Here is a 24,551-nt window from a genome sequence, read left to right on the forward strand (position 1 = left end):
CTAGCCCTTCACACCCGACGTCGCGATCCCCTTGATGAGGAACTTCTGGAACACCAGGAAGAACAGCACCACCGGAACCAGCGACAGCAACGTCATCGCCATCATCCCGCCGTAGTTCGACACCGCCTCAGTGTTGTTGTACGACTGCAGCAACCGCGGCAGCGGGAACTTCTCGATCTCATGCAGATAGATCAACGGCCCCATGAAGTCGTTCCACGACCAGATGAACGTGAAGATCGACGAGGTCACGATCGCCGGACGCAGCAGCGGCAGCATGATCGAGAAGAAGATCCGGAAATGCCCGGCCCCGTCGATCGTCGCCGCCTGATCCAACTCCCGCGGAATCCCCCGCAGGAACTGCACGTACATGAACACGAAGAACGCGTCCAGACCCAGGAACTTCCCGATCACCAGAGGGAAGATCGTGTTCACCACGTCCATCTCGGAGAAGATCAGGTACTGCGGGATCAACATGACCTGACCGGGCAGCAGCAGCGTCGCGATCACCACCGCGAACATCGCCTTGCGCCCCGGGAACTCCAGACGCCCCAGCGCATACGCCGTGATCGAGCACGACGCGAGGATCCCCAGCACCGACAGCGTCGCGATCACGAACGAGTTCCAGAAGAACCGCCACAGCGGGACCCCGGCCATGCCGTCGAAGGCGCTGGCGAAATGCTCCCAGGTGATCGAGGTGGGGATCGGCGAGATGCTGGTGAGGATCTCGGCGTTGGGTTTGACCGAGGCGGTCAGGACCCAGAACGCCGGGTACAGGACGACCACGAGGACCGCCAGCAGGGCGATATGCCAGATGACGGACTTGGCCCGCTCCGCCGGTGTGCGCTTCTTGCGCGCGATCACGCGCGGCCCGCTCGGCGACGCTTGCGAGCCGTGATCTGGCCCAGTCGTGGTGGCGCTCATTTGTTGTCCTCCCCCGCGTAGTAGACGAGGTTCTTGGCGGCGCGGAACATGATCAGCGTGACCACGCCGACGGCGAGCACGAGCATCCACGCCCACGCCGAGGCGTAGCCCATCCGCAGGTCCACGAACGCGAGCGCGTAGATGCGGACGGTGTAGAACAGGGTCGACCAGGCCGGTCCGCCGGCGGTGCCGCCGATGATGAACGCGGGCCCGAACAGCTGGAAGGCGTGCACGGTCTCCATGAGCACGTTGAAGAAGATCACCGGGGACAGCATCGGGATCGTGATGTGCACGAACCGATGCCACTTGCCCGCCCCGTCCACTTCCGCGGCCTCATAAAGCTCGTTCGGGACCTGCAGGAGCCCGGCCATGAAGATGACCATCGGCGCCCCGAACGTCCACACGCTCAACAGGACGAGCATGAGGATCGACACGGACGGGTTGCCGATGAACCCGCCGCCGTCCCAACCGAACCAGGACATGAACTGGTCCTGCGGACCGCCTCCGGCGAACAGGGCCTTCCAGACGATCGCGATGCCGACACTCATGGCGATGAGCGAAGGCATGTAGAACGCGGCCCGGTAGAACCCGATGCCCCGCCGCGACTGCGTCAGCAGCATCGCCACCGCCAAAGAGGCGATGAGCTTGAGCGGCACGGCCAGGAGCACGTACAGAAGCGTCACCTTGACGGCCCGACCGAACATCGGGTCGTCGAACATCGCCGTGTAGTTCTCCAGGCCGATGAACTCGCCGCCCAGCAGCAGGTGGTAGTCGGTGAACGACAGGTACAGCGACCACAGCATCGGACCGACGGTGAAGACGAGCGACCCGATGATCCAGGGGGTCATGAAGGTATAGCCGACGAGCCGCTCGCCGCGGCGGGAGATCGGGGTGCGGCGCTTGGCCGCACCCCGGCTCCCGCCCGCGGGCGGCGCTCCGGCCCCTTTCGCCGCGGGTGGCGCGGTCGTGGAGGGAGAAGCTGACACGGTGAAGGTTCCTTAAACTGGGTTTACTGCTCGTTGGCCAGCAGGGTCGCGGCCTCGGTGAAGAACAGCTCGGCAGCGGCGTCCGGAGTCATCTCGCCGTACTGCACCTGCTGATACAGCTCACCGAACTTGACCTCGATCGCGCCGGTCGCGGCCGGCGGGGCCGGCGGCGGGGTGGTCAGGTACTCGGCGACGGACGCCTCGTAGTCGATGACCGCCTGCGAAGCCGCGTCGAGCTCGACGTTCTCCAGACCGGCGTTGGTGGCCGGGATGCCGCGGCTGGTGCCGAGGATCTTGATGGCCTCGGGGTCGCCGAGCAGGAAGTCGATGAGCTTCGCCGAGGCCTCGGCCTGCTCGGTCGCGGCCGAGATCACGAACTGCATCGACGGCTTCAGGTACAGGCCCAGGTTCGCCGGGTCCAGGCTCGGCGGTGCGGCCAGCGCGAGCGTGCCGCCGTTGGCCTCCACGGTCGGCGAGATGCCGGGAACGAAGTTGTCCCAGCCGATCTCGGAAGCGAGCAGGTCCTGCACGAGACCGCCTTCGACCCATTCGACGGTGGTCGCGACCGGCGGGACGTCCCCGGCGGCGTACAGAGCCGCCGTGGTCTGCCACCATTCGGCGAGTTTCGCCTGGTCGAACGCGAGGGTCTTGCCGTCCTCGGTGTAGAAGCTGCCGCCCTGCTGACGCAGCCACAGCTCCATGAAGTGGTACTGGCCGGCCCAGTCGCCGCCGCCCCACTTGCCTTCGCCCAGACCGGCGGTGACCTTCGCGATGTCGGCCGCGTACGCGTCCCACGAGTAGCCCGGAGCGGGCGCGGCGACGCCGTGCGCCTCGAACCAGTCCGAGCGGTAGATCAGGCCGAGGGTGTTGCCCGCGGCCGGGACGGCGATGAGCTGGCCGTCGAGCTTGGCGGTCTCGAGGAAGCCTTCGCGGAAGTCGTCGGTCTTGACGATCCCTTCGAGGGGCAGCAGCAGCCCGGTGGAACCGAACTGACGCAGCCGCGAGTAGTCCATCTGGAACACGTCCGGCAGGTCGCGCGAGGCCATGCGGCCGGTCATGCCCTCCCAGAACGTCGGGAAGTCCGCGAAGTTCGTCTGGACCTTGATGCCGGTGTTCTTCTCTTCGAACAGGGCGATGGCCTCTTTGGTGATCTCGGCGCGAGTGTCGTCGCCCCACCATTCGAAGCTGATCTCGATCGGGTCGTCGGCAGTGCCGGCAGGGCCGTCCTCGCCGCAGGCCGCGGCCGCGGCGAGCACCGCGGCGGCCGAAGCACCGGTGAGGAGTGAACGGCGCCGGAGGCCGTGAGGGTTGCGCATCATCGTTGATTGCTCCTTCATTCAAGAGGGGTCCCGCTTGGGGGCGGGCCTTCGGGATTTATTGAGTTGGCTTGCGCCGCTTGTCAAACGAAGCGGGCGGATGGAAGCCTCGTCGCCGCGGTCTCCCAAGGCGATGTGGGGCCCCGCGGCTCAAAGCGCCTCGGCGCGGCCGAAGCGCGGGCGACCGCGCGCCTCGCCTCGGGCCCTGGCGCGATGAGACCGAGCGCCTGAGCCTGCACGAGGGCGTTGCCCAAGGCCGTGGCCTCATCGGGCCCGGCCAGCACGGTGCGACCGGTCGCGTCGGCGGTCAACTGGCACAGCAGCGCGTTCTTCGCGCCGCCGCCGACGACGTGAATCGTTTCGACCGACTCCCCAGTGAGGGTCTCGAGCGCGGCGATCGAACGGCGGTGGGCGAGCGCGAGCGAGTCGAGCACGCACGCCGCCACTTCGGCCGGGGTCTCGGGAACCGGCTGGCCGGTTTCGGCACAGCAGACGCGGATCCGCTCGGGCATGTCGCCGGGGTCGGCGAACCGCGCGTCATCGGGGTCGACGACCGCCCGCAACCGCTCGACCCGGCCCGCTGCGGCGAGGAGCTCGGCGAGGTCGATGTCGAGGCCCTCGGCCCGCCATGTGCTGACCGACTCATTCAGCAGCCACAGCCCGGCGACGTTGCGCAGGAACCGGATCGACCCGTCCGCGCCCCGCTCGTTCGTGAACCCGGCCGCGAACGCTTCGACGCCCGTGATCGGGACGTCGCGTTCGACGCCCACGAGTGACCAAGTGCCGCAAGAGATATAGGCGGCCCGCTCGCCCTCGTACGGGACGGCCGCGACCGCCGCCGCCGTGTCATGGCTCGCCGTCGCGACCACCTTCGTCGACACGTCGAGACCGGTGAGGGCCGCGACCTCCGGCAGCAGTCCACCGAGGACCGTGCCGGTGGGCGTGACCGGCCCCAGCAGACCCAGATCGAGGCCGAGCTTGTCGGCCAGCGCCCTCGACCAGTCGCCCGTGCCCTGGTCGATGAGCCCAGTCGTGGACGCGTTCGTCGCCTCCCATGCCGGTACACCGGACAGCCAGTACCCGATGAGGTCCGGGATCAGCAGTGCCCGGTGGGCGCTGGTGGTCTCGGCGGCGAACTGGAAGACGGTGTTGAACGGCTGGGGTTGGACGCCGGTGGCCGCGAAGAGGTCGGCCGCGCTGATCTGTTCCAGGACTGTGGATTTCGCGGCGGCGCCGCGGGGGTCGCGGTAGCAGAACGGGTTGGCGAGCAGGTGGCCGTCGTGGCCGATGAGGCCGTAGTCGACCGCCCAGGAGTCGACGCCGACCGCGGCGGCACCGTCGTTCGACGCGCTGGCGAGGGCGCGGAGGCCGTCGAGGATGCCCGACCACAGGCCGAGCACGTCCCAGTGGAGGCGTCCGTGCACGGGCACGGCGCGGTTGGGGAACCGGGCGGCCTCGGTGAGGTCGATCCGGTCCCCGCGCACGTGCGCGGCCATGACGCGCCCGGAGGACGCGCCGAGGTCGACGGCGGCCAGGAGCGTCACCGCAGGAATCCTTGCGGGTTGCCCGAGTCGACGGGGATGTGGACGCCGGTGGTGAGCCCGAGGTCGGGGCCGACGAGCGCGTACACCGCGTCGGCGACCGAGGACGGGAGCACCTCTTTCTTCAGGAGGGTGCGCCCGGCGTAGTACTCGCCGAGTTTGTCCTCTTCGACGCCGTAGACGGCGGCGCGGTTGGCGCCCCAGCCGGAGGCGAAGATGCCGGAGCCGCGGACGACGCCGTCGGGGTTGATGCCGTTGACGCGGATGCCGTGGGCGCCCAGTTCGGCGGCGAGGAGCCGCACTTGGTGGGCTTGGTCGGCTTTGGTCGCCGAGTAGGCGATGTTGTTGGGACCGGCGAACACCGAGTTCTTGGAGGCGATGTAGACGATGTCGCCGCCCAGGCCCTGGGCGATCATGGTCCGGGCGGCCTCGCGGCTCACCAGGAACGAGCCTTTGGCCATGACGTCGTGCTGGAGGTCCCAGTCCGCGCCGGTGGTCTCCAGCAGCGGCTTCGACAGCGAGAGCCCGGCGTTGTTCACGACCAGGTCCACGCCGCCGAATGCGAGAGCGGCCGCACCGATGGCGCCCGCGACCGCTGCTTCGTCGGTCACGTTGCAGGCCACGCCGACGGCGACGTCGGCGTTCCCGATCTCGACCGCGGCCGCCTGGGCCTTCGCGAGGTCGAGGTCGGCGATCACGACGCACGCGCCTTCGGCGGCGAGCCGTTCGGCGGTGGCCTTGCCGATGCCTCCGGCCGCGCCGGTCACGAACGCGACGCGCCCGGCCAGCGGCTTCGGTTTCGGCAGGCGCTTGAGCTTGGCCTCTTCGAGGTCCCAGTACTCGATGCGGAACTTCTCCGACTCATCGATCGGCTGGTAGGTCGAGATCGCCTCGGCGCCGCGCATCACGTTGACGGCGTTGACATAGAACTCGCCGGCGACGCGCGCGGTCTTCTTGTCGGGCCCGAATGAGAACATGCCGACACCGGGGACGAGCACGATCGCGGGGTCCGCGCCGCGCATCGCGGGCGAATCCTCGGTGGCGAAACGCTCGTAGTAGGCCCGGTAGTCCTCGCGGTAGGCGGCGTGACGCTCCCGGAGGTGAGCGATCACCTCCTCAAGCGGTTGTCCCGCTTGGGTTTCCAGAACCAGCGGGCGGACCTTGGTGCGCAGGAAGTGGTCCGGGCAGGACGTGCCCAGGGCCGCGAGTTCGCTCATCCGCTCGGAGGCGAGGAAGTCGAGGACGACCGCGTCGTCGGTGAAGTGCCCGACTTGGCGACGGTCGGTGGAGGCCAGGCCGCGGATGACCGGCGCGAGAGCGGCCGCGCGCTCGGCGCGGGCCTCGGCGTCGAGCGGTTCGGCGACGCGGGCGCCGAACGGGTCGGCGGTGCCGCGCTCGGCGATGAACGCCTCGCAGCCGTTGATGATCTCCAGCGAGTTCGCTTCGCACTCTTCAGAGGTGGCGCCCCAGGCGGTGATGCCGTGGCCGCCGAGGATGCAGCCGATGGCCTGCGGGTTGGCGTCCTTGATCGCGGCGATGTCCAGGCCGAGCTGGAAGCCGGGGCGACGCCAATCGACCCACACGACGCGGTCGCCGAAGCATTCCTTGGTGAGCGCCGGACCGTCGGCGGCGGTCGCGAAAGCGATCCCGGAGTCGGGGTGGAGGTGGTCGACGTGGTTCGCGTCGACCAGGCCGTGCATGGCCGTGTCGATCGACGGGGCGGCCCCGCCGCGGCCGTGGAGGCAGTAGTCGAAGCGTTCGACCATCGCGTCCTCGGCGTCGATGCCCGGGTAGGTGTCCACCATGGCGCGCATCCGGTCCAGCCGCAGCACGGCCAGGCCCGATTCCCGGAGCGTCCCGAGGTCGCCGCCGGAGCCCTTGACCCACAGCAGCTCCACGTCAGCGCCCGTCACCGGGTCGACCTCGGTGCCCTTGGCGGAGGTGTTGCCGCCGGCGAAGTTCGTGTTCCGCTTGTCCGCACCCAGCCGGTTCGACCGGCCGATCAGATCCTGTACCGCACCCATATGGCTCAGGCCCCCCAACCGGCGGCCTGGCCGCCCTGCCGGTCGGCCTTGATCTTCTCGGCGTACCCCGAGGCGGCATAGGCGGCCATCGGATCGGCGTCCAGGCCCTGCTCGGCGCGCAGTTCGACCAGGAGCGGGCGGACGTCGGTGTTGTAGGCGTCCATCAGGACCGCGTTCGCGCCCAGCACGTCACCGGCCGCTTGCGCGGCGGCGAGCGCGTCAGTGTCGACCAGCAGCGCCTTCGCCGTCGCCTCCTGCACGTTCATGACCGAGCGGATCTGCCCGGCGATCTTCGGCTCGATGTTGTGGCACTGGTCGAGCATGTACGCGATCCCCGAATCCGGGCCCACCACACCGCGCAGCGCGAGCTCGTGCATGATCCGGAACAGCTGGAACGGGTCGGCCGAGCCGACCATGAGGTCGTCGTCGGCGTAGAACCGCGAGTTGAAGTCGAATCCGCCGAGCTTGCCCTCGCGCAGCAGGATCGCCACGATGAACTCGATGTTCGTGCCCGGCGCGTGGTGGCCGGTGTCGATCACGACCTGCGCTTTCGGGCCGAGCTTGAGGCAGTGCGCGTACGCGGTGCCCCAGTCGGGGACGTCCATCGTGTAGAACGACGGCTCGAACAGCTTGTATTCGAGGAGGAGGCGCTGGTGGTCGCCGAGGCGGGCGTAGACCTCGGTGAGGACTTCGGCGAGGCGGTCCTGGCGGTCGGCGATGGAGTCCTGGCCGGGGTAGTTGGTGCCGTCGGCGAACCAGAGCTTCAAGTCGCGGGAACCGGTGGCGTCCATGATGTCGACGCATTCGAGGAGGTGCTCGGTGGCCTTGCGGCGGACGGCCGGGTCGGGGTGGCAGACGGAGCCGAGCATGTAGTCGTCGTCTTGGAAGGTGTTGGAGTTGATGGTGCCGATCTGGACGCCGAGGCCGGCGGCGTGGGCGGCGAGCGCCCCGTAGTCGTCCACTTTGTCCCAAGGGATGTGGAGGGCGACGGAGCGGGCGGCGCCGGTGTACTGGTTGACCTGGGCGGCGTCGGCGAGCTTCTCGAAGGGGTCGCGGGGGACGCCCTGCTGGGCGAAGACCTTGAAGCGGGTGCCGGAGTTGCCGAACGCCCAGGAGGGCAGTTCGATGTTCTGGGCCGCCAGGACCTGCTTCGCCTGTGCTGTGCGATCACTCATTGCCGGCTCCTTCGCCATTGGCCGCTGCGCGGGCCAGTTGGGTCTCGAGGTTGAACACTTCGGTGAGGACGTTGAAGGAGTCGTCGGCGTTGGCGCCGTCGGTGCCTTCGAAGAACGGGGCCATCTCGGCCTGCCAGCGCGCGTTGACCTCGTGTTCGGCCATGCCGGCTCGGGCGGCGTCGAAGTCGTCGGTCTCCAGGTAGCCCACGAGGAGTCCGTCTTCGGCGAGGAAGAGGGAGTAGTTGGACCAGCCGGTCGCGTCGAGCGCGGCGAGCATGTCGGGCCAGACGGCGGCGTGGCGTTCGCGGTACTCGTCCATGCGGTCGGGACGAACGCGGAGGGTGAAGCACACGCGCACCTTGGAAGGCGCTTGCACACCGTTGGTCGGGGCTGACAAGGGGTTCCTCCTCGGGGACGGCTGCGACGAACTGCCGCCACAATTTTGAATCGATTCATGAAGGGGTTTCGATAAGTTAAAGCCCCGCGCCTCAGGTTGTCAAGGCACGGCCCCAAGAAATTCGAACACGGTTCGGTATATGCTCCTCAAGCTCCACGTTCACCGTTGAACCGTTTCAAACGCAGCGGCGGTGGAGCGTAGGACCCCGGCCGACAGCGACGGCCGTCGATCCGTCCCGCGCGGGAGCCGCGCACCCCTGCACTACCCTGGGCCCCCGATAGACTTCGTGAGGTGACGATGACCACTACCAGCATGAAGGACGTCGCGCGCGCCGCGGGCGTGTCGGTCGGGACGGTCTCCAACGTGCTCAACCGACCCGAGGCCGTCGCCGAGGAGACCCGCTCCCGGGTCCTCGCCGCGATCGCCGACCTCGGTTACGTGCGCAACGACTCCGCCCGCCAGCTCCGCGCCGGACGCTCCCGCACCGTCGCGGTCGTCGTGCTGGACGTCGCGAACCCGTTCTTCACCGACGTCGTGCGCGGCGCCGAACCGCTCATCGAATCCGCCGGCGGCGTCGTCACCGTCTGCGACTCCGGCGAAGACGTCCGCCGCGAACGGCGCCACCTCGAGATCCTCGAGGAGCAGCGGGTCCTCGGCCTCCTCATCACCCCGGTCGACGACACCTCCGCCTCGTGGATCGAACGGCTCTCGAACCACGACATCCCCCTCGTCCTGGTCGACCGCGGCGCCGGACGGCACCCGCACTGCTCGGTCGCCGTCGACGACGTCCACGGCGGCCGCCTCGCCGCGAAGCACCTGGCCGACCGCGGGCACAGCCGCATCGCCTTCGTCGGCGGCCCCGCCTCCATCCCTCAGGTCGCCGACCGCCTCGCCGGCTGCCGCGACGTGTGCGAGGAGCAGGGCGTCGCCTTGGAGGTCTTCACGACCGCCGGGCTCAACTTCGCCGCGGGCCGCGAAGCGGTCGAGCAGATGCTCGGCCTCGCCGAGCGTCCGACCGCGATGTTCTGCGCCAACGACCTCGTGGCACTGGGTGCGTTGCAGGCGTTGACGATGCACGGGGTGAAGGTCCCCCACGAGTGCGCGATCATCGGCTACGACGACATCGACTTCGCCGCGGCCGCCGCCGTCCCGCTGTCCTCGATCCGCCAGCCGCGCTCGCAGCTGGGCCGCACGGCGGCGCAGCTGTTGTTCGACGAGATCAGCGAGGGCGAGGGCCACACGCACCGCAACGTGGTGTTCCAGCCGGAACTGGTCGCGCGGGCCTCGACCGCTCAGGCGCTCTGAGGCGCGCCCCGAACCGCTGCTGTAACGGTAAAGCTCGGATCTGGTAGCGTCTGCGAAACCGGCCTGGCGGGGTGTCGTAACACACCGCTGGGCTGCCGGTGAGCGATGACAACCAACCCTTCTGGGAGGCGATTATGCCCGAGCACCACAGCGCGCGCATCGAGTTCGATCCGCGTTTCACCGTCGCCGACGTGCCCGAGCGGCTGTTCGGGTCCTTCGTCGAGCACCTGGGGCGGTGCGTCTACACCGGCATCTACGAGCCCGATCACGCCAGCGCGAACGAGGACGGCCTGCGCCAGGACGTCCTCGACCTCATCACCGAGTTGGGCCCGACGATGGTCCGCTACCCCGGCGGGAACTTCGTCTCCGGCTACCGCTGGGAGGACGGCACGGGCCCCAAGGAGGACCGGCCGCGGCGCCTGGACCTCGCGTGGGGCACCACCGAGACCAACCAGTTCGGGCTCAGCGAGTTCATGAAGTTCTGCCGCACCGTCGGCGTCGAGCCGAACATGGCCGTGAACCTCGGCACCCGCGGCCTGCAGGAGGCCCTGGACCTGCTCGAATACGCCAACCACCCCGGCGGCACGTACTGGTCCGATCTGCGCCGCTCACACGGCGACGAGGAGCCCTACGGCATCAAGCTGTGGTGCCTGGGCAACGAGATGGACGGGCCCTGGCAGATCGGCCAGAAGACCGCCCACGAGTACGGCCGCACGGCCGACCAGGTGGCGCGGTCGATGCGCTACATCGACCCCGAGCTCGACCTCGTGGCGTGCGGGTCCTCGAGCCGGGGCATGCCGGAGTTCGGCGCGTGGGAGGCCGAGGTGCTCGCCAACTGCTACGAGTCGGTCGACTACATCTCCGCCCACGCCTACTACCAGCCGCGCGACGGCGACTTCAAGTCCTTCATGGCCAGTGCGCAGGACATGGAGCTGTTCATCGACGGCGTCACCGCGACCGCCGACGCGGTCGGCGCGAAGCTCAAGACCGACAAGAAGATCAACATCTCCTTCGACGAGTGGAACGTCTGGTATCAGGACGCGCCGACCGGTGAGCGGGACGTGCCGTGGGCCGTCGCGCCGCGCCAGCTCGAGGACGTGTACTCGGCGATGGACGCGGTCGTGTTCGGCTCGTTGATGATCACGCTGCTGCGCCGCTGCGACCGGGTCACCGCCGCGTGCCTGGCGCAGCTGGTCAACGTGATCGCCCCGATCATGACCGAGCCGGGCGGGCCGGCGTGGCGCCAGACCACGTTCTTCCCGTTCGCCGACGCCTCGAAGTTCGGGCGCGGCAAGGTCCTGCGCGTCAACGCCGACTCCCCGGCGTTCGCGACCGAGAAGTACGGCAGCGTCGACGCCCTCCACTCGGTGGCGGTGGCGAACGAGGACGGCACGTACACCGTCTTCGCGGTCAACCGCGACCTCGAGACGCCGATGACGCTCGAGATCGACCTGGGTTCGCTCGGCGGCCTCGCGGACGTGTCGTGCTCGACGCTGACCGACGCCGACCCGAACGCGAAGAACACCCTCGCCGACCAGACCCGTGTGGCCCCGGTCGCGAACGGCGACGTCACCCTCAAGGACGGCGTCGCCTTCGTCGAACTGCCCGCGATGAGCTGGAACACCATCCGCATCGCTTAGCGGCGCAACGCGAAAGGGCCCCCAGCATCGAGCTGGGGGCCCTTTTCGCGTCGGTCAGTCGCGGGACTGGCGGACGGCTGCGGCGAGTTCGCCCAGGAGCGCCTCGGTCTCGCCCCAGCCGACGCACGCGTCGGTCACGGACTTGCCGTAGTCGAGGGTCTCGAGGGGGCCGGGCTCCTGGCGGCCGGGCTCGATGAAGCTCTCGATCATCAGGCCGGCGATGCCCCGCTCCCCCGCGCCGATGCGCGCGGCGATCTCGCGCACGACCTCGGCCTGGCGGATGTGGTCCTTGCCGGAGTTGGCGTGGCTGGCGTCGACCACGAGGCGCTCGGGCATGTCGTGCTTGGCCAGGAGCGCCAGCGCGTCGCGGATGTCGCCCCGCCCGTAGTTCGGGCCGCCCCGCCCGCCGCGCAGGATGATGTGGCAGTCGGGGTTGCCGGAGGTGGAGACGATCGAGGCGCGCCCGTCCTCGTCCACGCCGAAGAACACATGGTCGCCGGCCGCAGCCCGGCAGCCGTCGATCGCGGAGGTCAGGTCGCCGTCGGTGGTGTTCTTGAAGCCCACGGGCATCGACAGGCCCGAGGCGAGCTGGCGGTGCACCTGGGACTCGGTGGTGCGCGCGCCGATCGCGCCCCACGAGACCGCGTCGGCGATGTGCTGGGGGCTGGTCGGTTCCAGGAACTCGCAGCCGACCGGCAGGCCGGTGTCGAGGACGTCGAGGAGCACGCGTCGGGCCAGGCGCAGGCCGAGTTCGACGTCGTGGGTGCCGTCGAGGTGCGGGTCGTTGATGAGGCCCTTCCAGCCGACGGTGGTGCGGGGCTTCTCGAAGTACACGCGCATGACGACCAGCAGGTCGTCGCCGAGCGGGGCCGCGGCGGCGGCGAGGCGTTGGGCGTAGTCCTTGGCGGCGGCCGCATCGTGCACGGAGCAGGGGCCGACGACGACCAGGAGTCGGTCGTCCGAGCCGTCGAGGACGTCCTTGATCTCGTGCCGGGTGCGTTCGACGAGCGCGGCGCGGTCAGGGCCGAGCGGGAGCTCGGCGCGCAGGACTGCCGGGGCGACGAGGGGCTGGAATGCGGTGACGCGCAGGTCGTTGGTCTGCGGTGATCGGCCGGCGGACGTGGTCATCGAGTGCGGTTCCCATCTGTGTTGCGAGGCGGGTCCTGTCCACTCGTGGTCTGTCCCCCGGTGCCGGCCCGCCTGACGACGAAAGGCAGCGACTCGTGTCGCTGCCTTGCTGGCTCCGGGTGTGTTCGTCGGTCAGCGCGAGCGCCGCCTGGCTCCACCCGGAGCCGGCGTAAAGCGCCGATACCAACGAACTGCCGTAGACATGGGCCGAACGGTAGCACACCGAGCGCGGGCCGGCCACGGCCCTGGGCGCGGTGTCACAGACCGCTGATGGTCTCCGGGGCGCGTTCGGTGCGGGCGAGCGCGCGCACGAGGTTCGCCTGGCCGTGGCGTTTCGCGGCGAGGCGGGCGAGGATCCGGGTCGCGATCTCGAACGACTCCTGGTCGAACGCGGGGGTGTCGATGCCGACGGACACGGCGAGGTCGTCGGCGTGGACGACCAGTTCGAGGACGCGGGTGCGCAGGAAGGCGCCGAGCGGCGTCGCGTACGACCAGCGCGGGTTGCCCGAGACCGTGCCGGGAGGCGTGTCGGGGAGGCGCTGCGCAAGGGTCTCCAGGCCGGCGGTGGCTTCGGCGAGGACGGCCGCGTGTCCGGCTTGCGCACCGGTTTCGCCGCCGTCGCGGATCCCGGTGTTGTAGTCGTTGTCGATGTCCGCGGCGAGCCAGGCGGCGCCGTCGTAGTGCTCGAACAGGCCGATGACCTCCTTGCCGGTGTAGTCGGCGTCGAGGGCGGCGGTCACGGAGGTGATCTGCTGGGCGAGGTGGGTGGCGAGACCGCCGACGGTGAAGCCCTCGAGGGCGGACGCTTCGGTCCAGGCCTTCGCGACCGCATCGTCGGCGAGCAGGGCGAGGCCGGTGCGGGCGGCGCTGAGGTAATGGGTGCGGATCATGGCGGGGTTTCCTTATCGCATGGAGACGTGGACGTGGTTGGTGTGGTCCGAGGCGGGGTCGCCGTTGCCTCCGGTGTAGGACTTCCATCCGCTTGAGGGCGACCAGAACTCGTTGTACCAAATGACGTATTCGACTTCGAGCGCGTCGGCGTTGTTGACGTACCAGGAGGCGAGCTGGTCGCCGTAGGTCTTGTCGTCGCCGGTGGCGTCTTCGTTCTGGAACCCGGATTCGTCGGCGGCCCAGTCGCAGGCGCGGCCCAGGGGGTGCTCGCCGGAGCCGCCGGAGCGGTAGCAGGAGACGTAGTGGTCGAAGCCCGCCTCGAGCGTCTCGTTGTACATGTGGAGGGTGCGCGGGGTCAGGCACCCGGAGGTGGTGGGGTCGTCCTCGGTGCAGCCGCCCCCGTCGCCGTCGTAGCCCTCGGCCGCGGGGGCGCCGCCGTCGGAGCCGGGCCCGGAGGCGTTCTCGGCCTGGAGCTCTTCGAGTTCCTCTTCGAGGTCTTCGACGGCCTTCTCGGATTCCTCGAGGGCCGCGTTCGCGGCCTCGACCTCGTCGGCGTGGGCGGCCCGCTCGGCTTCGAGCTGGTCGAGGAGGGCGCCGGCGTCGGTCATGAGCGCGGCGCGCTCGTCGCCGAGGAACCCGGTGTAGGTCATGATGTCGACCAGGTCGCTGCTGTTCTCGGCGCCGAGGATCGCGTTGGTGGTCTGCAGGTCGCCCTCGGTGTGGAGGTAGACGGCGTACTCGTTGAGGTCGGTCGTGAGTTCGTCGAACAGCGCCTGCGTCTCGCCGATCTTGGTCTCGAGTTCGGCGGCGCGGGCGTTGGCGGCGTCGACCTCGTCCTGCGCGTCGGCGACGGCTTCGATGGCCGCGGTGAGGTCGGCTTCGAGGGTCTCCTCATCGGGTTCGGCCGCGGCCGGCGTCGGGAAGAACGCGACGAGCAGGACGAGGAGCACAGCGGGGAGGATCTTGGTGCGCACGGGTGGAGGTCTGGCCTTCCGAAGGGTCGGGGCGCCGCCCTGGCAGGGCGGTGGCCGGTTTACAGATCGAGGTCGATCACGAGCGGGGCGTGATCGGAGGCGCCTTTGCCTTTGCGTTCGTTCCGGTCGACGTAAGCGTCGGTGACCGCCGCCTTGAAGGCGGGGTTGACCAGCGCGAGGTCGATGCGCAGGCCGCGGTTCTTGGGGAAGTCGAGGTTGCGGTAGTCCCAGAAGGTGAACGGCACGTCGTATTTGAGGGCGCGGGGGTAGACCTCGGTGAGGCCCGCGGCCGCCACGGCGGCGAGCGCGTCCCGTTCGTCCTTGGTGACGTGTGTGGTGCCGGGCCATTCGTCGATGTCCCAGACGTCGTCGTCGGTGGGGCAGATGTTGTAGTCGCCGAGGGCGGCGAACGGGAGGTCGCCGGCGATGTCGGCCTCGGCGTCGGCGGCGAGGGCCTTGAGGAACGCCAGCTTGTACGGGAAGTGCGGGTCGGCGACGTCACGGCCGTTGGGGATGTACAGCGATTGGACGCGCACGGGCCCGCACGTGGCGGTGATCGCCCGCGGTTCGGCCTCGTCGCCGAAGACGGGCTGGTCGTTGATGCCGCGGCGCACGTCCGCGATCCCGACCCGGGAGAGGATCGCGACGCCGTTCCAGCGGCCGGTGCCCCAGGCGGCGGTCTCGTACCCGGCGGCGGCGAGGGCCGCGACCGGGACGTCCGCGTCGGCGCATTTGAGCTCTTGGAGGCAGACCACGTCCGGCTCGGCGGTCTCGAGCCAGGCCAGGAGCCTCTCGAGGCGGGCTTTGAGCGAGTTGATGTTCCACGTGGCCACGCGCATGGGCCTCACGATACCCGCCGCCGGGTCCGCGGTCGGCGGACCCGGGGTGCGCGGGTCAGTTTCCGCTGGTAGGAGCCGTTGCCACAGAGTCCGGTGTGGCCGGTTGAGCACGCTCGGTGCGGGGTCCGACGGCGACCGCGAGGAGCCCGAAACCGAGGGCGGTCGTGAACCCGGTGACGGCGATGCCGGAGTCGTTGACGACCGCGCCGAGGACGGCCACGGTGCTCAACCCGATCGCGGCGGCCGCGACCCGGTCGGAGCGGATCGGGCCCCGCTTGCGCCAGATGATGATCGCGCCGATGAGCGCGGCCAGCGAGATCCACGTCAACGGCCGCCCGATCGTGCCCAGGGCGGCGTCGGCCTTGCGGATGAGGATGTTCATCGCGGTGCCGTCCAGGACCGAGCCCACGAACCGGCCCAAGTGGGTCTGGTCCTCCTGCGGCCGCAGGTAGTCCAGGAACCCGCCGATCGCGAACACGCCGAGGGCGATACCACCCGCCAACGCGAGCGCACCCAGCGAAAGCTTCCGGCCCCACAGTTTCAGGCAGCACAAGATCCCCGCGGCGACGAGAGTGAGCGTCCCGCCCATGTCCCGCCCGAGAGTCGGGGCGCCGACGATGACGACGGCGCACACGCCGATAGCGATCGGCCCCCACACGCGGGCACGGCCCCTCCACGGCAGGAACGCCACCAGCAGAATCACCGCGGCGGCGAACACACTGAAGGCGTAGTTCCCGAGCCCGGTGAACCGGGCCCCGGCCTGCGCCGTGTACCCCATCGGCGTGTGCAGCGGCCACGTCGCCCCCGACACCTGGTCGACGGCGATCAAAGCCGCGCAGACCCCGGCGACCAGCAGCGTCGCCCGCGCACCCCGCCGCATCCACGGCACCGAAGCGGCAACGGTCAAGACCGCGACACCCGCGGCGATGAGCGCCCAGAACGCCAAGACCGGGTTGTCGGCCCGCCACCAATGCGGGATACCGGCCGCGACACCCGCGACCGGGATCGACGCCACCGCCAGGCACACCGTCCGCGCCAAGCCCCGGTACCGGTCATCGCCGCACAGCAGCCACACGGCCGCGACGACACCGATGACCCCCAGCCCCGACAGGACCGAATAGAAGATGAAACTGACATCGATGACCGACTGCGACGCGGCCGTCTCGTCGATGCCCTGCGCCACCGCGTCACCGCTCGTGCGGTTCTCATCGGGCAGGACCGTCACCGCCGCACCCGCCACCGTCGCCGGCACCTCCGCGCCGACCGAGGCCAGCGCCGTCGCCGTCAGGTCCACCAACTGCACATACCCGTCGCGACCCGTGGTCGCCGAAGTCAACTCCCCCACCTCGACACCCGCACCCGAATACAGGACCGGATGCAACGCCGACGGCGCCGAAGCATCCGCGACACCCGCGACCAGCAGACGCCAATCCTCCGGCAGCGCCGCCTCGACCTCGCCCACGGCGGCGTCAGCCGCCGCCGCGGCACGGGCGCGCACCGCGTCGGCCTCAGGCTCGATCTCACCGGTGTCGATCTCCCCGGAAGGCTCATCGGTGCCCACACCGATGTCGTCCTCACCGAGCTGGTCGTAGTCGGTGCCCGTGTCAGGCGCCTCATCGGCCGTGTCCCCGATGACCACACCCGGGTCCACGATCACCACATCGCACGCCGCCATCGCATCACCGAGCGCCGCCAGTTCCGGGGCCCAGAACGAGATCCGGCCCTCCGTGTCCGCCGCCGCCAGCGCCGCACCGTCACCGATCCCAGCCACGCACGCACCCGGATCAGGCTCGACCACCGGCTCCCCGGCAGTCTCCGCCTCAACCGCGGCCGCCTGCTGCTGGAGGGCCATCTCGGCCACCGCATCCGCGAACGAACCCAGCCGCGCCCCGTAGTTGAACGACTCGTTCGCCTCGACGATCGCGTCCCAACCCCCGACCGACCAACCGGACCCGTCCTCCACCGGCGCCGGCAACTGCGACTGCGCCGCGCACTGCGCATCCCGCGGCGCCGCACCACCGGCACGCTCACCGGCCCCCAGACTCAACCAGCCCGCCTCCGGGCACGTCCACGACCCGATCGTGCGCACACTCATCGACGCCGACGCACCCGAACCCGCCATCGCCCACAGATGCGGCGTCACCGACGCATCAATGTCCGTCCACGCCAAACCCGGCACACCGAACACGATGATCCCGGCGACCTCGTCCTCCTCGGCCGCCACCGCCGCAGGAGGCAGCGCCAACGCCGCGCAGACCACGGCCAGCACGGCCGCGAACCCCCGCACCCATGAACCGCCCCACGGCACTCGCACGCCCGCCCCCGATGTCATGACAGCAGTCTATGGGGTCCCCCCGACCGCACCAGGTCCCTCCCGCCAGACCTCCGCCACACCCCGTCGCGCCGCGGCCAGCCGAGCCACCACGGCCGCGTTAGGCTGGGCCGATGCGCACCATCGCCACCGCCAACGTCAACGGAATCCGAGCCGCCGCCAAGAAGGGCATCGTCCCCTGGCTCGAACAGACCACAGCAGACGTGGTGCTGCTCCAAGAAGTCCGCGCCGACCACACCCAGATCCCCGCCGAAGTCCTCGAAGCCGGCGGCTGGCACTGGCACATCGCCCCCTCCACCGTCGCCAAAGGACGCGCCGGCGTCGCCGTCCTCACCCGCACCGAACCCGAAACCGCCCGCATCGGCTTCGGCGCCGAATTCGACGACCACGGCCGCTACGCCGAAGTCGACCTCCCCGGCCTCACCGTCGCCAGCCTCTACCTCCCCTCAGGCGAAACCGACACCCCCCGCCAGGTCGAGAAGGAACGCTTCATGACCGTCTTCGCCGACTACCTCGCCGAAGCCGCCGAGAAAGCCCAAACCGACGGCCGCGAACTCCTCGTCTGCGGCGACTGGAACATCGCCCACGCCGAAGCCGACCTCAAGAACTGGAAATCCAACAAGAAGACCGCCGGCTTCCTCCCCAACGAACGCGCCTGGCTCACCGACCTCTACGCCACCGGCACCTTCGTCGACGTCGTCCGCGCCCTCCACCCCGGCGTCGAAGGCCCCTACTCCTGGTGGTCCTACCGCGGCCGCGCCTTCGACAACGACGCCGGCTGGCGCATCGACCTCCACATCGCCACCACCGGCCTCGCCGCCAAAGCCCGCAAAGCCTGGGTCGACCGCGCCGCCGCCCACGACCAGCGCTGGTCCGACCACGCCCCCGTCCTCGTCACCTATGACGTTTAGCCCCCCGGCTGGCCGACCGGCCAGGTGAACGGGCACCATTGAACCCCGTGAGCCTCATCGACTACCTGCCAGACTCGAACACGCCCGAACCCGACGACGTCTACACGGCCTTCGCCCAATGGGCCGAGGACTCCGGGATCGTCCTCTACGAGCACCAGGAAGAGGCCCTCCTGGCCATCTGCACCGGCCAGAACACCATCATCGCCACCCCCACCGGCTCCGGCAAGTCACTCATCGCCGCCGCCGCGCACTTCAACGCGCTCGCGAACCAGCGCACCTCCTTCTACACCGCGCCGATCAAGGCGCTGGTGTCGGAGAAGTTCTTCGAGCTGTGCGAGCAGTTCGGGCACGAGAACGTCGGCATGCTCACCGGCGACGCCGCCGTCAACCCCGACGCGCCCTTGATCTGCTGCACCGCGGAGATCCTCGCGAACCTCGCGCTCCGCGAAGGCGCGGCGCTCGACTGCGACTCGGTCGTGGCCGACGAGTTCCACTTCTACGCCGAACCCGACCGCGGCTGGGCCTGGCAGGTGCCCCTGCTCGAACTCCACCGCGCCCAGTTCACGCTCATGTCCGCCACCCTCGGCGACACCGAGTTCTTCCAGACCGACCTCACCCGCCGCACCGGCCGCGAGACCGCGCTCATCGCCTCCGCGACCCGGCCCGTGCCGCTGCACTACGAGTACCGCAAGACCCCGCTGCACGAGACCGTCGAGAACCTCGTGAACAACAACCGGGCTCCGGCGTACCTCGTGCACTTCACGCAGGCCGCCGCCCTGGACACGGCCCAGGCGCTGTCAAGCCTGAACCTCGTGGACAAGGACGCCAAGGCCGCGATCAGTGCGGCGCTCGGCGGGTTCCGGTTCACCACCAAGTTCGGCCAGACCCTCGCGCGGCTCGTGCGCTCCGGCATCGGCGTGCACCACGCCGGGATGCTCCCCAAGTACCGCCGCCTGGTCGAGCGCCTCGCCCAGCAGGGCCTGCTCAAGATCATCTGCGGCACCGACACCCTCGGGGTGGGCATCAACGTGCCCATCCGCACCGTCGTCTTCACGGGCCTCGCCAAGTACGACGGCCGCCGCACCCGCCGCCTGCGCTCCCGCGAGTTCCACCAGATCGCCGGACGCGCGGGCCGGGCCGGGTTCGACACCGAGGGCTTCGTCGTCTGCGAGGCCCCCGACCACGTCATCGAGAACGAGAAGGCCCAGCAGAAGTTCGGGCTCGACCCCAAGAAGCGCAAGAAGATGGCGAAGAAGAAGGCCCCCGAGGGCTTCGTCGGCTGGTCCGACGAGACCTTCGCGTCCCTCTCCGAGGCGCCTCCGGAGCCGCTGCAGTCGCGGATGCGCATGACCCACGCCATGCTCATCAACCTGCTCGCCCGGCCCGGCAACACCTTCGAGCACGTGCGCACGCTGATCGAGGACTCCCACGCCGACCGGGCCACGCAGCTGAAGATGGCGCGCACCGCGCTCACCATCGCCCGCACCCTCCGCGAGGCGGGGATCATCGTCATCGACGGCGGCAAGGTCAAGCTCACCGTCGACATGCCCGACCACTTCGCGCTCAACCAGCCCTTGGCCCCGTTCGCGTTGGCGGCGTTGGAACTGCTGGACACCGAGTCGGACGACTACCCGATGGACGTCGTCTCCATCGTCGAGTCGACCCTCGAGGGCCCCGGCCAGATCCTCGCCGCCCAGCGCAGTAAGGCCAAGGGCGCGGCGATCGAGGCGATGAAGGCCGACGGCCTCGACTACTACGACCGCATGAACCAGCTCGAAGACACCGAAGTGGACTACCCGAAGCCGCTCGCCGAGCTCCTCGAAGAGGCGTTCAGCGCCTACCGGACCAGCCACCCGTGGGCCGCGGACTACCAGCTCGAGCCCAAGTCGATCCTCCGCGAGATCTGGGAGGGCCGCATGAGCTTCGGCGAGTACATCGGCCTCTACGGGATCCAGCGCGGCGAAGGCCTCCTGCTGCGGTACCTCTCCAGCGCCTACAAGGCCCTGATCCAGACCCTGCCCGAGGACACCGGCGGGCCAGAGTTGGACGACCTCACCGCTTGGCTGGGCGAGACGATCCGCCAGACCGACTCCTCGCTCATCAACGAGTGGGAGCAGCTCACCAACCCGGCCGAAGACGAGAACCTCGACACCGGCCGCCCCAACAGGGCCTTCACCGACAACGAGCGAGCGTTCACCATCGCGGTGCGCAACGCCGCGTTCCGCCATGTCGAACTCGCCGCCGCCGACCGCCTCGACGCCTTGGCCGCGTTGGAGACCGGCTGGCCCGTCTCCAAATGGGACACGGCCCTGGAGCGGTACTTCCAGGCCCACGACGACATCGGCACCGCCGGCGCCGCCCGCGGCAACGAGTTCCTCGACATCACCAAGGACGGCCGGACCTGGACTGTCCGCCAGACCATCGACGACCCGGCCGGCGACAAGGACTGGGCCATGACCTTCAAGGTCGACCTCGACGCCTCAGACGAGACCGGCACCGTGGTCATGACCCTGGAGGACTTCACCGACTAACTTTGGGCCACAAGGGATTCGAGGAGTCGGTAGCATCACCGGATGCCCCGACTCCTCCCATTTGACGCCCTCAACGGCCCACCGGTGCGTGCCAGATGGACCGCGGTCCTCGCCGTCGCCCTCTCCATGACCGCCTCGGTGACCGACTGGACCGCCGCCTGGGACACCACCCGCGGCCTGGCCCCGACCACGAGCGACCGCTTCGAGTGGACCGCCGCCGACCTCGAAACCGCCTTCGACGCCGCCGCCTTCCCCGGCGATTTCGAAGGCATCGCCGATCCGACCGGGGCCCGCACGGCGCAACTGCGCGCCGAAGGCATGCTCCTCGACCTGGTATGGGACCCGACGCTGACGGTCGCGAACGTCCGGGTCGAGATCTACGAGGACGGCCTGGGCACCGGCCACCGACTCGCCATCGCCATGGAGTCCACGACCGCGGACGGTATCGGCTGTCTCAACGCCTCCCTGACGGTCGCGGCCGCGGTCTCATCGGACAGCACCACCCTCCAGGTCTGCTCCCGCGCCGACCTGCACGAACCGCCCGGCGAACCCACCGGCGAATGGCGCCCCGACCACCTGTTCATCACCCAGACCGCCAACCTCGACGCGGCCGCCTTCGCCGATCCGACCCTGGTCGACTACTACGGATTCGGCCTCGAAACCGGCAACTCCTACGACACCGGCCTGTGGGGCCCGAACTCAAGGTCTTCCCAACCGCAGACCACAGCGGAATGCGCGAGCGAACCCAGTGTCTACATCGGCCTCGACGACCTCCACCTCAGCGACCGGTACCAGGACCCCGCCCAGCACCGGAGCGGGCCAGAGCCGACGCACGTCGGCTCCCCGGCCTACCCGCTGGAGAACCGGCTGGTCCTTCCGGCCTGCACTTCCGTCGACGACGACGACTTCGACGACATCACCGCCCTCGAGCCGTACTACGACACCGCCTTGGTCCCCTTGGCCTCCTGGTCCGTGTTCAACGCGGCGAACCACGCACCGCAGCCACTGCGCACCGCCGTCGCCTTCGATGTCCGCTCCTGCGACACCGATCCCGGTCCGTGCAGCAGCGACCGCAACGACAACCGCGACGGCTATGCGGACAACGAAGGCATCGCGAGCGAGTGGCTCACCGAACTCCTCGGCCGCTTATCGCCTCGCGCCGCAGTGCATCAAGTGGCAGAATCGGCCGGTGCTCTCCGACCCGCTCCACTCCCCCATCGGCGCACCGGTCCGCACTGTCGCCGCGCTCCAGCACAACACCGGCAACCAGGCCACCGGCGGCATCTGGCGGGTCTCCGGGCCCGGCGGGGACGCGATCCTCAAGCACCTCACCCCAGGCGGCGACGGCTACGCGCACTGGGAGGCCTCCGACGACCCCCGGCACTGGAACCACTGGCCGCGCGAATACCTCGCCTACACCTCGGGGTTCGCCGCCGCATACGGCCTGGAATCCGGGATCGGCGCGCCCGCGCTCCTCGCCGCGGGCGAGCGCCCCGACGGCAGTCGCGAGCTGTGGCTCGAAGCCGTCGACGGCGTCCACGGCCGCCATTGGACCGTGCCGATGCTCGCCGACTTCGCACATCGCCTGGGCACTGTCCAGGCGCTGCATCGCGACACGCCCGAGCAGCCCTGGCACTCGCGCCGCTTCCTGCGCCAGTACGCGGGCCGCCGCGACTTCCCCGACATACCGTGGGGCCACCCGGCCGCGGCCGCCCACTGGCAGAAGGACACCCGCGAGGGCCTGCGCCTGATCTGGGAGCGCCGCACCGACCTCTTCACCGTCGCCGAAGACCTCCCGCAGACCATCTGCCACCTCGACGTCTGGCCCATGAACCTCGTCCAGCGCAGTGGCGCACCGGTCCTCCTCGACTGGTCCTTCACCGGCCGCGGTGCCGTCGGCGAAGACCTCGCGAACCTCATCGCCGACACCTTCTTCGACGGCCTCCAGCCCGTCGAGCGCCTCGCCGAGACCGAGACCGCCCTCACCGACGCCTACCTCGCCGGACTCACCGAAGCCGGACACCGCGACGAGGCCGCCACCCGAAAAGCCATCGCCGCCACCGGCGCCGCCAAGTACTGTTGGCTCGCCCCGGCGATGCTCACCCGCCTCGCCGCAGGCGAATCGATCGCCAGCGCCGACTACGATGCCGCCGAAGACGAAGCGGTGCTCCAGCGGCGCCGCCCGATCTTCGACATGCTCGTACGCTGGGCCCGCACCGCCCTCGACCTCTGAGAGACCACCATGCCCGTCCAAGTCACCGAGACCATCGCCATCCCCGACAGTGAACTGCGGTGGCGCTTCTCGCGGTCCTCGGGCCCGGGCGGGCAGGGGGTCAACACCACCGACTCGCGCGTGGAGCTGGTGTTCGACATCGCCGGGACGAAGACGCTGCCGCCGGCGCTCATCGAAAGAGCGCTTGCGCGCCTGGGAGACCGGGTGGTGGACGGGGCAGTCGTGATCGCCGCGTCCGAGTTCCGCTCGCAGCTGCGCAACCGCGAGGCCGCCATGGAGCGGCTCGCCGAGCTGCTGCGGCGGGCGATCGCCGCGCCGCCGCCCACGCGGCGGGCCACGAAGCCCTCGAAGGGAGCGAAACGGCGGCGTCTGGAGGACAAACGCCGCCGCTCGGACGTCAAGAAGCTGCGCCGCAGCACCGACGACTAGTTCTCGGGCAGGGGCTGCCCGAAGTCGGGGGTGCCGTCCTCGTTCCAGCCGAACGGCTGGACGCGGCAGTGCCGGTCGGGGTTGTCGAGCGGGTCGCCGACAATCTCCTCGTACGCGCGGGCGTGGAAGACCAGGAGGTCGTTTCCGTCCTCGTCCACGGTGAAGGCGTTGTGGCCGGTTCCGAAGATGCCGTTGGCCTCGCTGGTGGTGAAGACCGGGACGGGGTGCTTGGTCCAGGCGCCCGGGTCGAGCAGGTCGGCATCGGCGTCGGCGGTGAGCAGGCCCATGCAGTACTCGGCGCCGGTGCCGGAGGCCGAGTAGGTGATGAAGACCTTCCCGTTGCGCACGATCGCGTAAGGGCCCTCGTTGACGGCGAAGCGGATGGTCTCCCAGGGCAGTTCGGGGCGGGAGAGCTCGACGGGCTCGCCTTTGAGCGTCCAGGGGTTCGCGAGTTCACCGAGGAACAGGCTGGTGTTGGAGCCTTCGAGGCCGGGGTCGTGCTGGGCCCAGCACAGGTAGCGGGTCCCGTTGTGGGCGAATGTGGTCGCGTCGAGGGAGAACGAGTCGATCGGCGTCTCGATCTGGCCTTTCTCGGTCCATTCCCCGACCAGCGGGTTCGGGTTGCGGTTCTCCAGGACGTACATGCGGATGCGCCAGACGTCGGCGGTCGCCGACTCGGCCTCGCCGGCGGCGAAGTACACGTACCAGGCGTCGTCGATCCAGTGCAGTTCCGGCGCCCAGATGTGCGAGCCCATGGCGCCTTCGGGGTGCTGGACCCAGATGGTCGTCTCTTCGGTGTCGCGCAGCCCCAGCAGGGTGTCCGCGCCGCGCAGCACGATCCGGTCGTAGGCCGGGACCGTGGCGGTGAAGTAGTAGCGGCCGTCGGTGTGCCGGGTGATCTGGGGGTCGGCGCGCTCGAGGATGAAGGGGTTCGGGAGCGCGCTCGACGCAGTGGTCTTGTTATCGGTCACAATGCTG

The 24,551-nt window shown here is 69.7% G+C and carries 19 protein-coding genes; 6 read left to right on the forward strand and 13 right to left on the reverse strand.

From position 1 onward, the window contains the following. The 7 genes from ACFO8M_RS16515 to ACFO8M_RS16545 form a co-directional block, all read right to left on the reverse strand. Positions 1-921 carry a carbohydrate ABC transporter permease gene (locus ACFO8M_RS16515; RefSeq protein ID WP_387977547.1) on the reverse strand — a complete coding sequence of 307 codons (921 nt, stop codon included), beginning with the start codon at positions 919-921 and terminating at the stop codon, positions 1-3. Continuing rightward, positions 918-1,907 carry a carbohydrate ABC transporter permease gene (locus tag ACFO8M_RS16520; protein ID WP_387977549.1) on the reverse strand — a complete coding sequence of 330 codons (990 nt, stop codon included), beginning with the start codon at positions 1,905-1,907 and terminating at the stop codon, positions 918-920. The genes ACFO8M_RS16515 and ACFO8M_RS16520 overlap by 4 nt, the downstream gene beginning before the upstream one ends. Before the next feature lie 23 nt (positions 1,908-1,930). Further along, positions 1,931-3,226 (reverse strand): ABC transporter substrate-binding protein, encoded by a 1,296-nt coding sequence (locus ACFO8M_RS16525; RefSeq protein ID WP_387977551.1) that lies wholly within the window; start codon positions 3,224-3,226, stop codon positions 1,931-1,933. 80 nt (positions 3,227-3,306) lie between these two features. After that, on the reverse strand, positions 3,307-4,767 hold the full coding sequence (locus ACFO8M_RS16530) for a rhamnulokinase (protein WP_387977553.1): 1,461 nt from the start codon (positions 4,765-4,767) through the stop codon (positions 3,307-3,309). Beyond that, entirely contained in the window at positions 4,764-6,788 is a 2,025-nt protein-coding gene (locus ACFO8M_RS16535) for a bifunctional aldolase/short-chain dehydrogenase (protein WP_387977555.1), read from the reverse strand. Before ACFO8M_RS16535 ends, ACFO8M_RS16530 begins: the two co-directional genes overlap by 4 nt. A 5-nt stretch (positions 6,789-6,793) precedes the next feature. Next, positions 6,794-7,963 carry an L-rhamnose isomerase gene (gene rhaI / locus ACFO8M_RS16540; RefSeq protein WP_387977556.1) on the reverse strand — a complete coding sequence of 390 codons (1,170 nt, stop codon included), beginning with the start codon at positions 7,961-7,963 and terminating at the stop codon, positions 6,794-6,796. Then, the gene (locus tag ACFO8M_RS16545; protein ID WP_387977650.1) at positions 7,956-8,321 is read right to left on the reverse strand and encodes an L-rhamnose mutarotase; all 366 of its coding nucleotides are present in this window, start codon (positions 8,319-8,321) and stop codon (positions 7,956-7,958) included. Before ACFO8M_RS16545 ends, rhaI begins: the two co-directional genes overlap by 8 nt. Positions 8,322-8,657: 336 nt before the next feature. Between ACFO8M_RS16545 and ACFO8M_RS16550 the strand changes: the two genes are divergently transcribed. Together ACFO8M_RS16550 and arfA are read left to right on the forward strand one after the other, a co-directional pair. After that, positions 8,658-9,665: a LacI family DNA-binding transcriptional regulator gene (locus ACFO8M_RS16550; protein ID WP_387977652.1), complete on the forward strand. Its 1,008-nt coding sequence runs from the start codon at positions 8,658-8,660 to the stop codon at positions 9,663-9,665. A gap of 134 nt (positions 9,666-9,799) precedes the next feature. Continuing rightward, positions 9,800-11,305 carry an arabinosylfuranosidase ArfA gene (gene arfA / locus ACFO8M_RS16555; RefSeq protein WP_387977558.1) on the forward strand — a complete coding sequence of 502 codons (1,506 nt, stop codon included), beginning with the start codon at positions 9,800-9,802 and terminating at the stop codon, positions 11,303-11,305. 54 nt (positions 11,306-11,359) lie between these two features. On the opposite strand, the gene ACFO8M_RS16560 is transcribed toward arfA, so the two are convergent. The 5 genes from ACFO8M_RS16560 to ACFO8M_RS16580 all read right to left on the reverse strand — a co-directional run bounded on the left by ACFO8M_RS16560 (position 11,360) and on the right by ACFO8M_RS16580 (position 17,469). Beyond that, entirely contained in the window at positions 11,360-12,433 is a 1,074-nt protein-coding gene (locus tag ACFO8M_RS16560) for a 3-deoxy-7-phosphoheptulonate synthase (RefSeq protein WP_387977560.1), read from the reverse strand. Between the two features lie 257 nt (positions 12,434-12,690). Continuing rightward, a complete protein-coding gene (locus tag ACFO8M_RS16565; protein WP_387977562.1) occupies positions 12,691-13,323 on the reverse strand; it encodes a maleylpyruvate isomerase N-terminal domain-containing protein in 633 nt (210 codons plus the stop codon). Positions 13,324-13,335: 12 nt separating this feature from the next. Next, positions 13,336-14,298, reverse strand: a complete 963-nt coding sequence (locus tag ACFO8M_RS16570; protein WP_387977564.1) for a hypothetical protein — start codon at positions 14,296-14,298, stop codon at positions 13,336-13,338. 59 nt (positions 14,299-14,357) lie between these two features. Next, positions 14,358-15,137, reverse strand: a complete 780-nt coding sequence (locus ACFO8M_RS16575) for an exodeoxyribonuclease III (protein ID WP_387977566.1) — start codon at positions 15,135-15,137, stop codon at positions 14,358-14,360. Positions 15,138-15,192: 55 nt separating this feature from the next. After that, positions 15,193-17,469, reverse strand: coding sequence for a hypothetical protein (locus tag ACFO8M_RS16580; protein WP_387977568.1), 2,277 nt, complete (start codon positions 17,467-17,469; stop codon positions 15,193-15,195). 113 nt (positions 17,470-17,582) lie between these two features. Here ACFO8M_RS16580 and ACFO8M_RS16585 point away from each other — a divergent pair, with 113 nt between their 5' ends. The 4 genes from ACFO8M_RS16585 (at position 17,583) to arfB (ending at position 23,573) form a co-directional block, all read left to right on the forward strand. Beyond that, positions 17,583-18,380, forward strand: coding sequence for an exodeoxyribonuclease III (locus tag ACFO8M_RS16585; RefSeq protein ID WP_387977569.1), 798 nt, complete (start codon positions 17,583-17,585; stop codon positions 18,378-18,380). 38 nt (positions 18,381-18,418) lie between these two features. After that, a complete protein-coding gene (locus ACFO8M_RS16590; RefSeq protein WP_387977571.1) occupies positions 18,419-20,911 on the forward strand; it encodes a DEAD/DEAH box helicase in 2,493 nt (830 codons plus the stop codon). 1,189 nt (positions 20,912-22,100) lie between these two features. Next, positions 22,101-23,144, forward strand: coding sequence for an aminoglycoside phosphotransferase (locus ACFO8M_RS16595; RefSeq protein ID WP_387977573.1), 1,044 nt, complete (start codon positions 22,101-22,103; stop codon positions 23,142-23,144). 9 nt (positions 23,145-23,153) lie between these two features. Continuing rightward, the gene (arfB, locus tag ACFO8M_RS16600) at positions 23,154-23,573 is read left to right on the forward strand and encodes an alternative ribosome rescue aminoacyl-tRNA hydrolase ArfB (RefSeq protein ID WP_387977574.1); all 420 of its coding nucleotides are present in this window, start codon (positions 23,154-23,156) and stop codon (positions 23,571-23,573) included. Here the strand turns inward: arfB and ACFO8M_RS16605 are convergent. Continuing rightward, positions 23,570-24,544 carry a glycoside hydrolase family 43 protein gene (locus ACFO8M_RS16605; RefSeq protein WP_387977576.1) on the reverse strand — a complete coding sequence of 325 codons (975 nt, stop codon included), beginning with the start codon at positions 24,542-24,544 and terminating at the stop codon, positions 23,570-23,572. The two genes, arfB and ACFO8M_RS16605, sit on opposite strands and share 4 nt — an antisense overlap. Between the last annotated feature and the right edge of the window lie 7 nt (positions 24,545-24,551).

Origin of the sequence: Glycomyces rhizosphaerae (assembly GCF_042647865.1) — a bacterium.
In the GTDB taxonomy this organism is placed as follows: domain Bacteria; phylum Actinomycetota; class Actinomycetes; order Mycobacteriales; family Micromonosporaceae; genus Glycomyces; species Glycomyces rhizosphaerae.

What these genes read in the sequence shown, in the direction of transcription:
- ACFO8M_RS16550 (WP_387977652.1), top strand. Translation starts at nt 8,658, where the DNA reads ATGACCACTACCAGCATGAAGGACGTCGCGCGCGCCGCGGGCGTGTCG.
- arfA (WP_387977558.1), top strand. Translation starts at nt 9,800, where the DNA reads ATGCCCGAGCACCACAGCGCGCGCATCGAGTTCGATCCGCGTTTCACC.
- ACFO8M_RS16560 (WP_387977560.1), bottom strand. Translation starts at nt 12,433, where the DNA reads ATGACCACGTCCGCCGGCCGATCACCGCAGACCAACGACCTGCGCGTC.
- ACFO8M_RS16515 (WP_387977547.1), bottom strand. Translation starts at nt 921, where the DNA reads ATGAGCGCCACCACGACTGGGCCAGATCACGGCTCGCAAGCGTCGCCG.
- ACFO8M_RS16575 (WP_387977566.1), bottom strand. Translation starts at nt 15,137, where the DNA reads ATGCGCGTGGCCACGTGGAACATCAACTCGCTCAAAGCCCGCCTCGAG.
- ACFO8M_RS16585 (WP_387977569.1), top strand. Translation starts at nt 17,583, where the DNA reads ATGCGCACCATCGCCACCGCCAACGTCAACGGAATCCGAGCCGCCGCC.
- ACFO8M_RS16565 (WP_387977562.1), bottom strand. Translation starts at nt 13,323, where the DNA reads ATGATCCGCACCCATTACCTCAGCGCCGCCCGCACCGGCCTCGCCCTG.
- ACFO8M_RS16525 (WP_387977551.1), bottom strand. Translation starts at nt 3,226, where the DNA reads ATGATGCGCAACCCTCACGGCCTCCGGCGCCGTTCACTCCTCACCGGT.
- rhaI (WP_387977556.1), bottom strand. Translation starts at nt 7,963, where the DNA reads ATGAGTGATCGCACAGCACAGGCGAAGCAGGTCCTGGCGGCCCAGAAC.
- arfB (WP_387977574.1), top strand. Translation starts at nt 23,154, where the DNA reads ATGCCCGTCCAAGTCACCGAGACCATCGCCATCCCCGACAGTGAACTG.
- ACFO8M_RS16580 (WP_387977568.1), bottom strand. Translation starts at nt 17,469, where the DNA reads ATGACATCGGGGGCGGGCGTGCGAGTGCCGTGGGGCGGTTCATGGGTG.
- ACFO8M_RS16535 (WP_387977555.1), bottom strand. Translation starts at nt 6,788, where the DNA reads ATGGGTGCGGTACAGGATCTGATCGGCCGGTCGAACCGGCTGGGTGCG.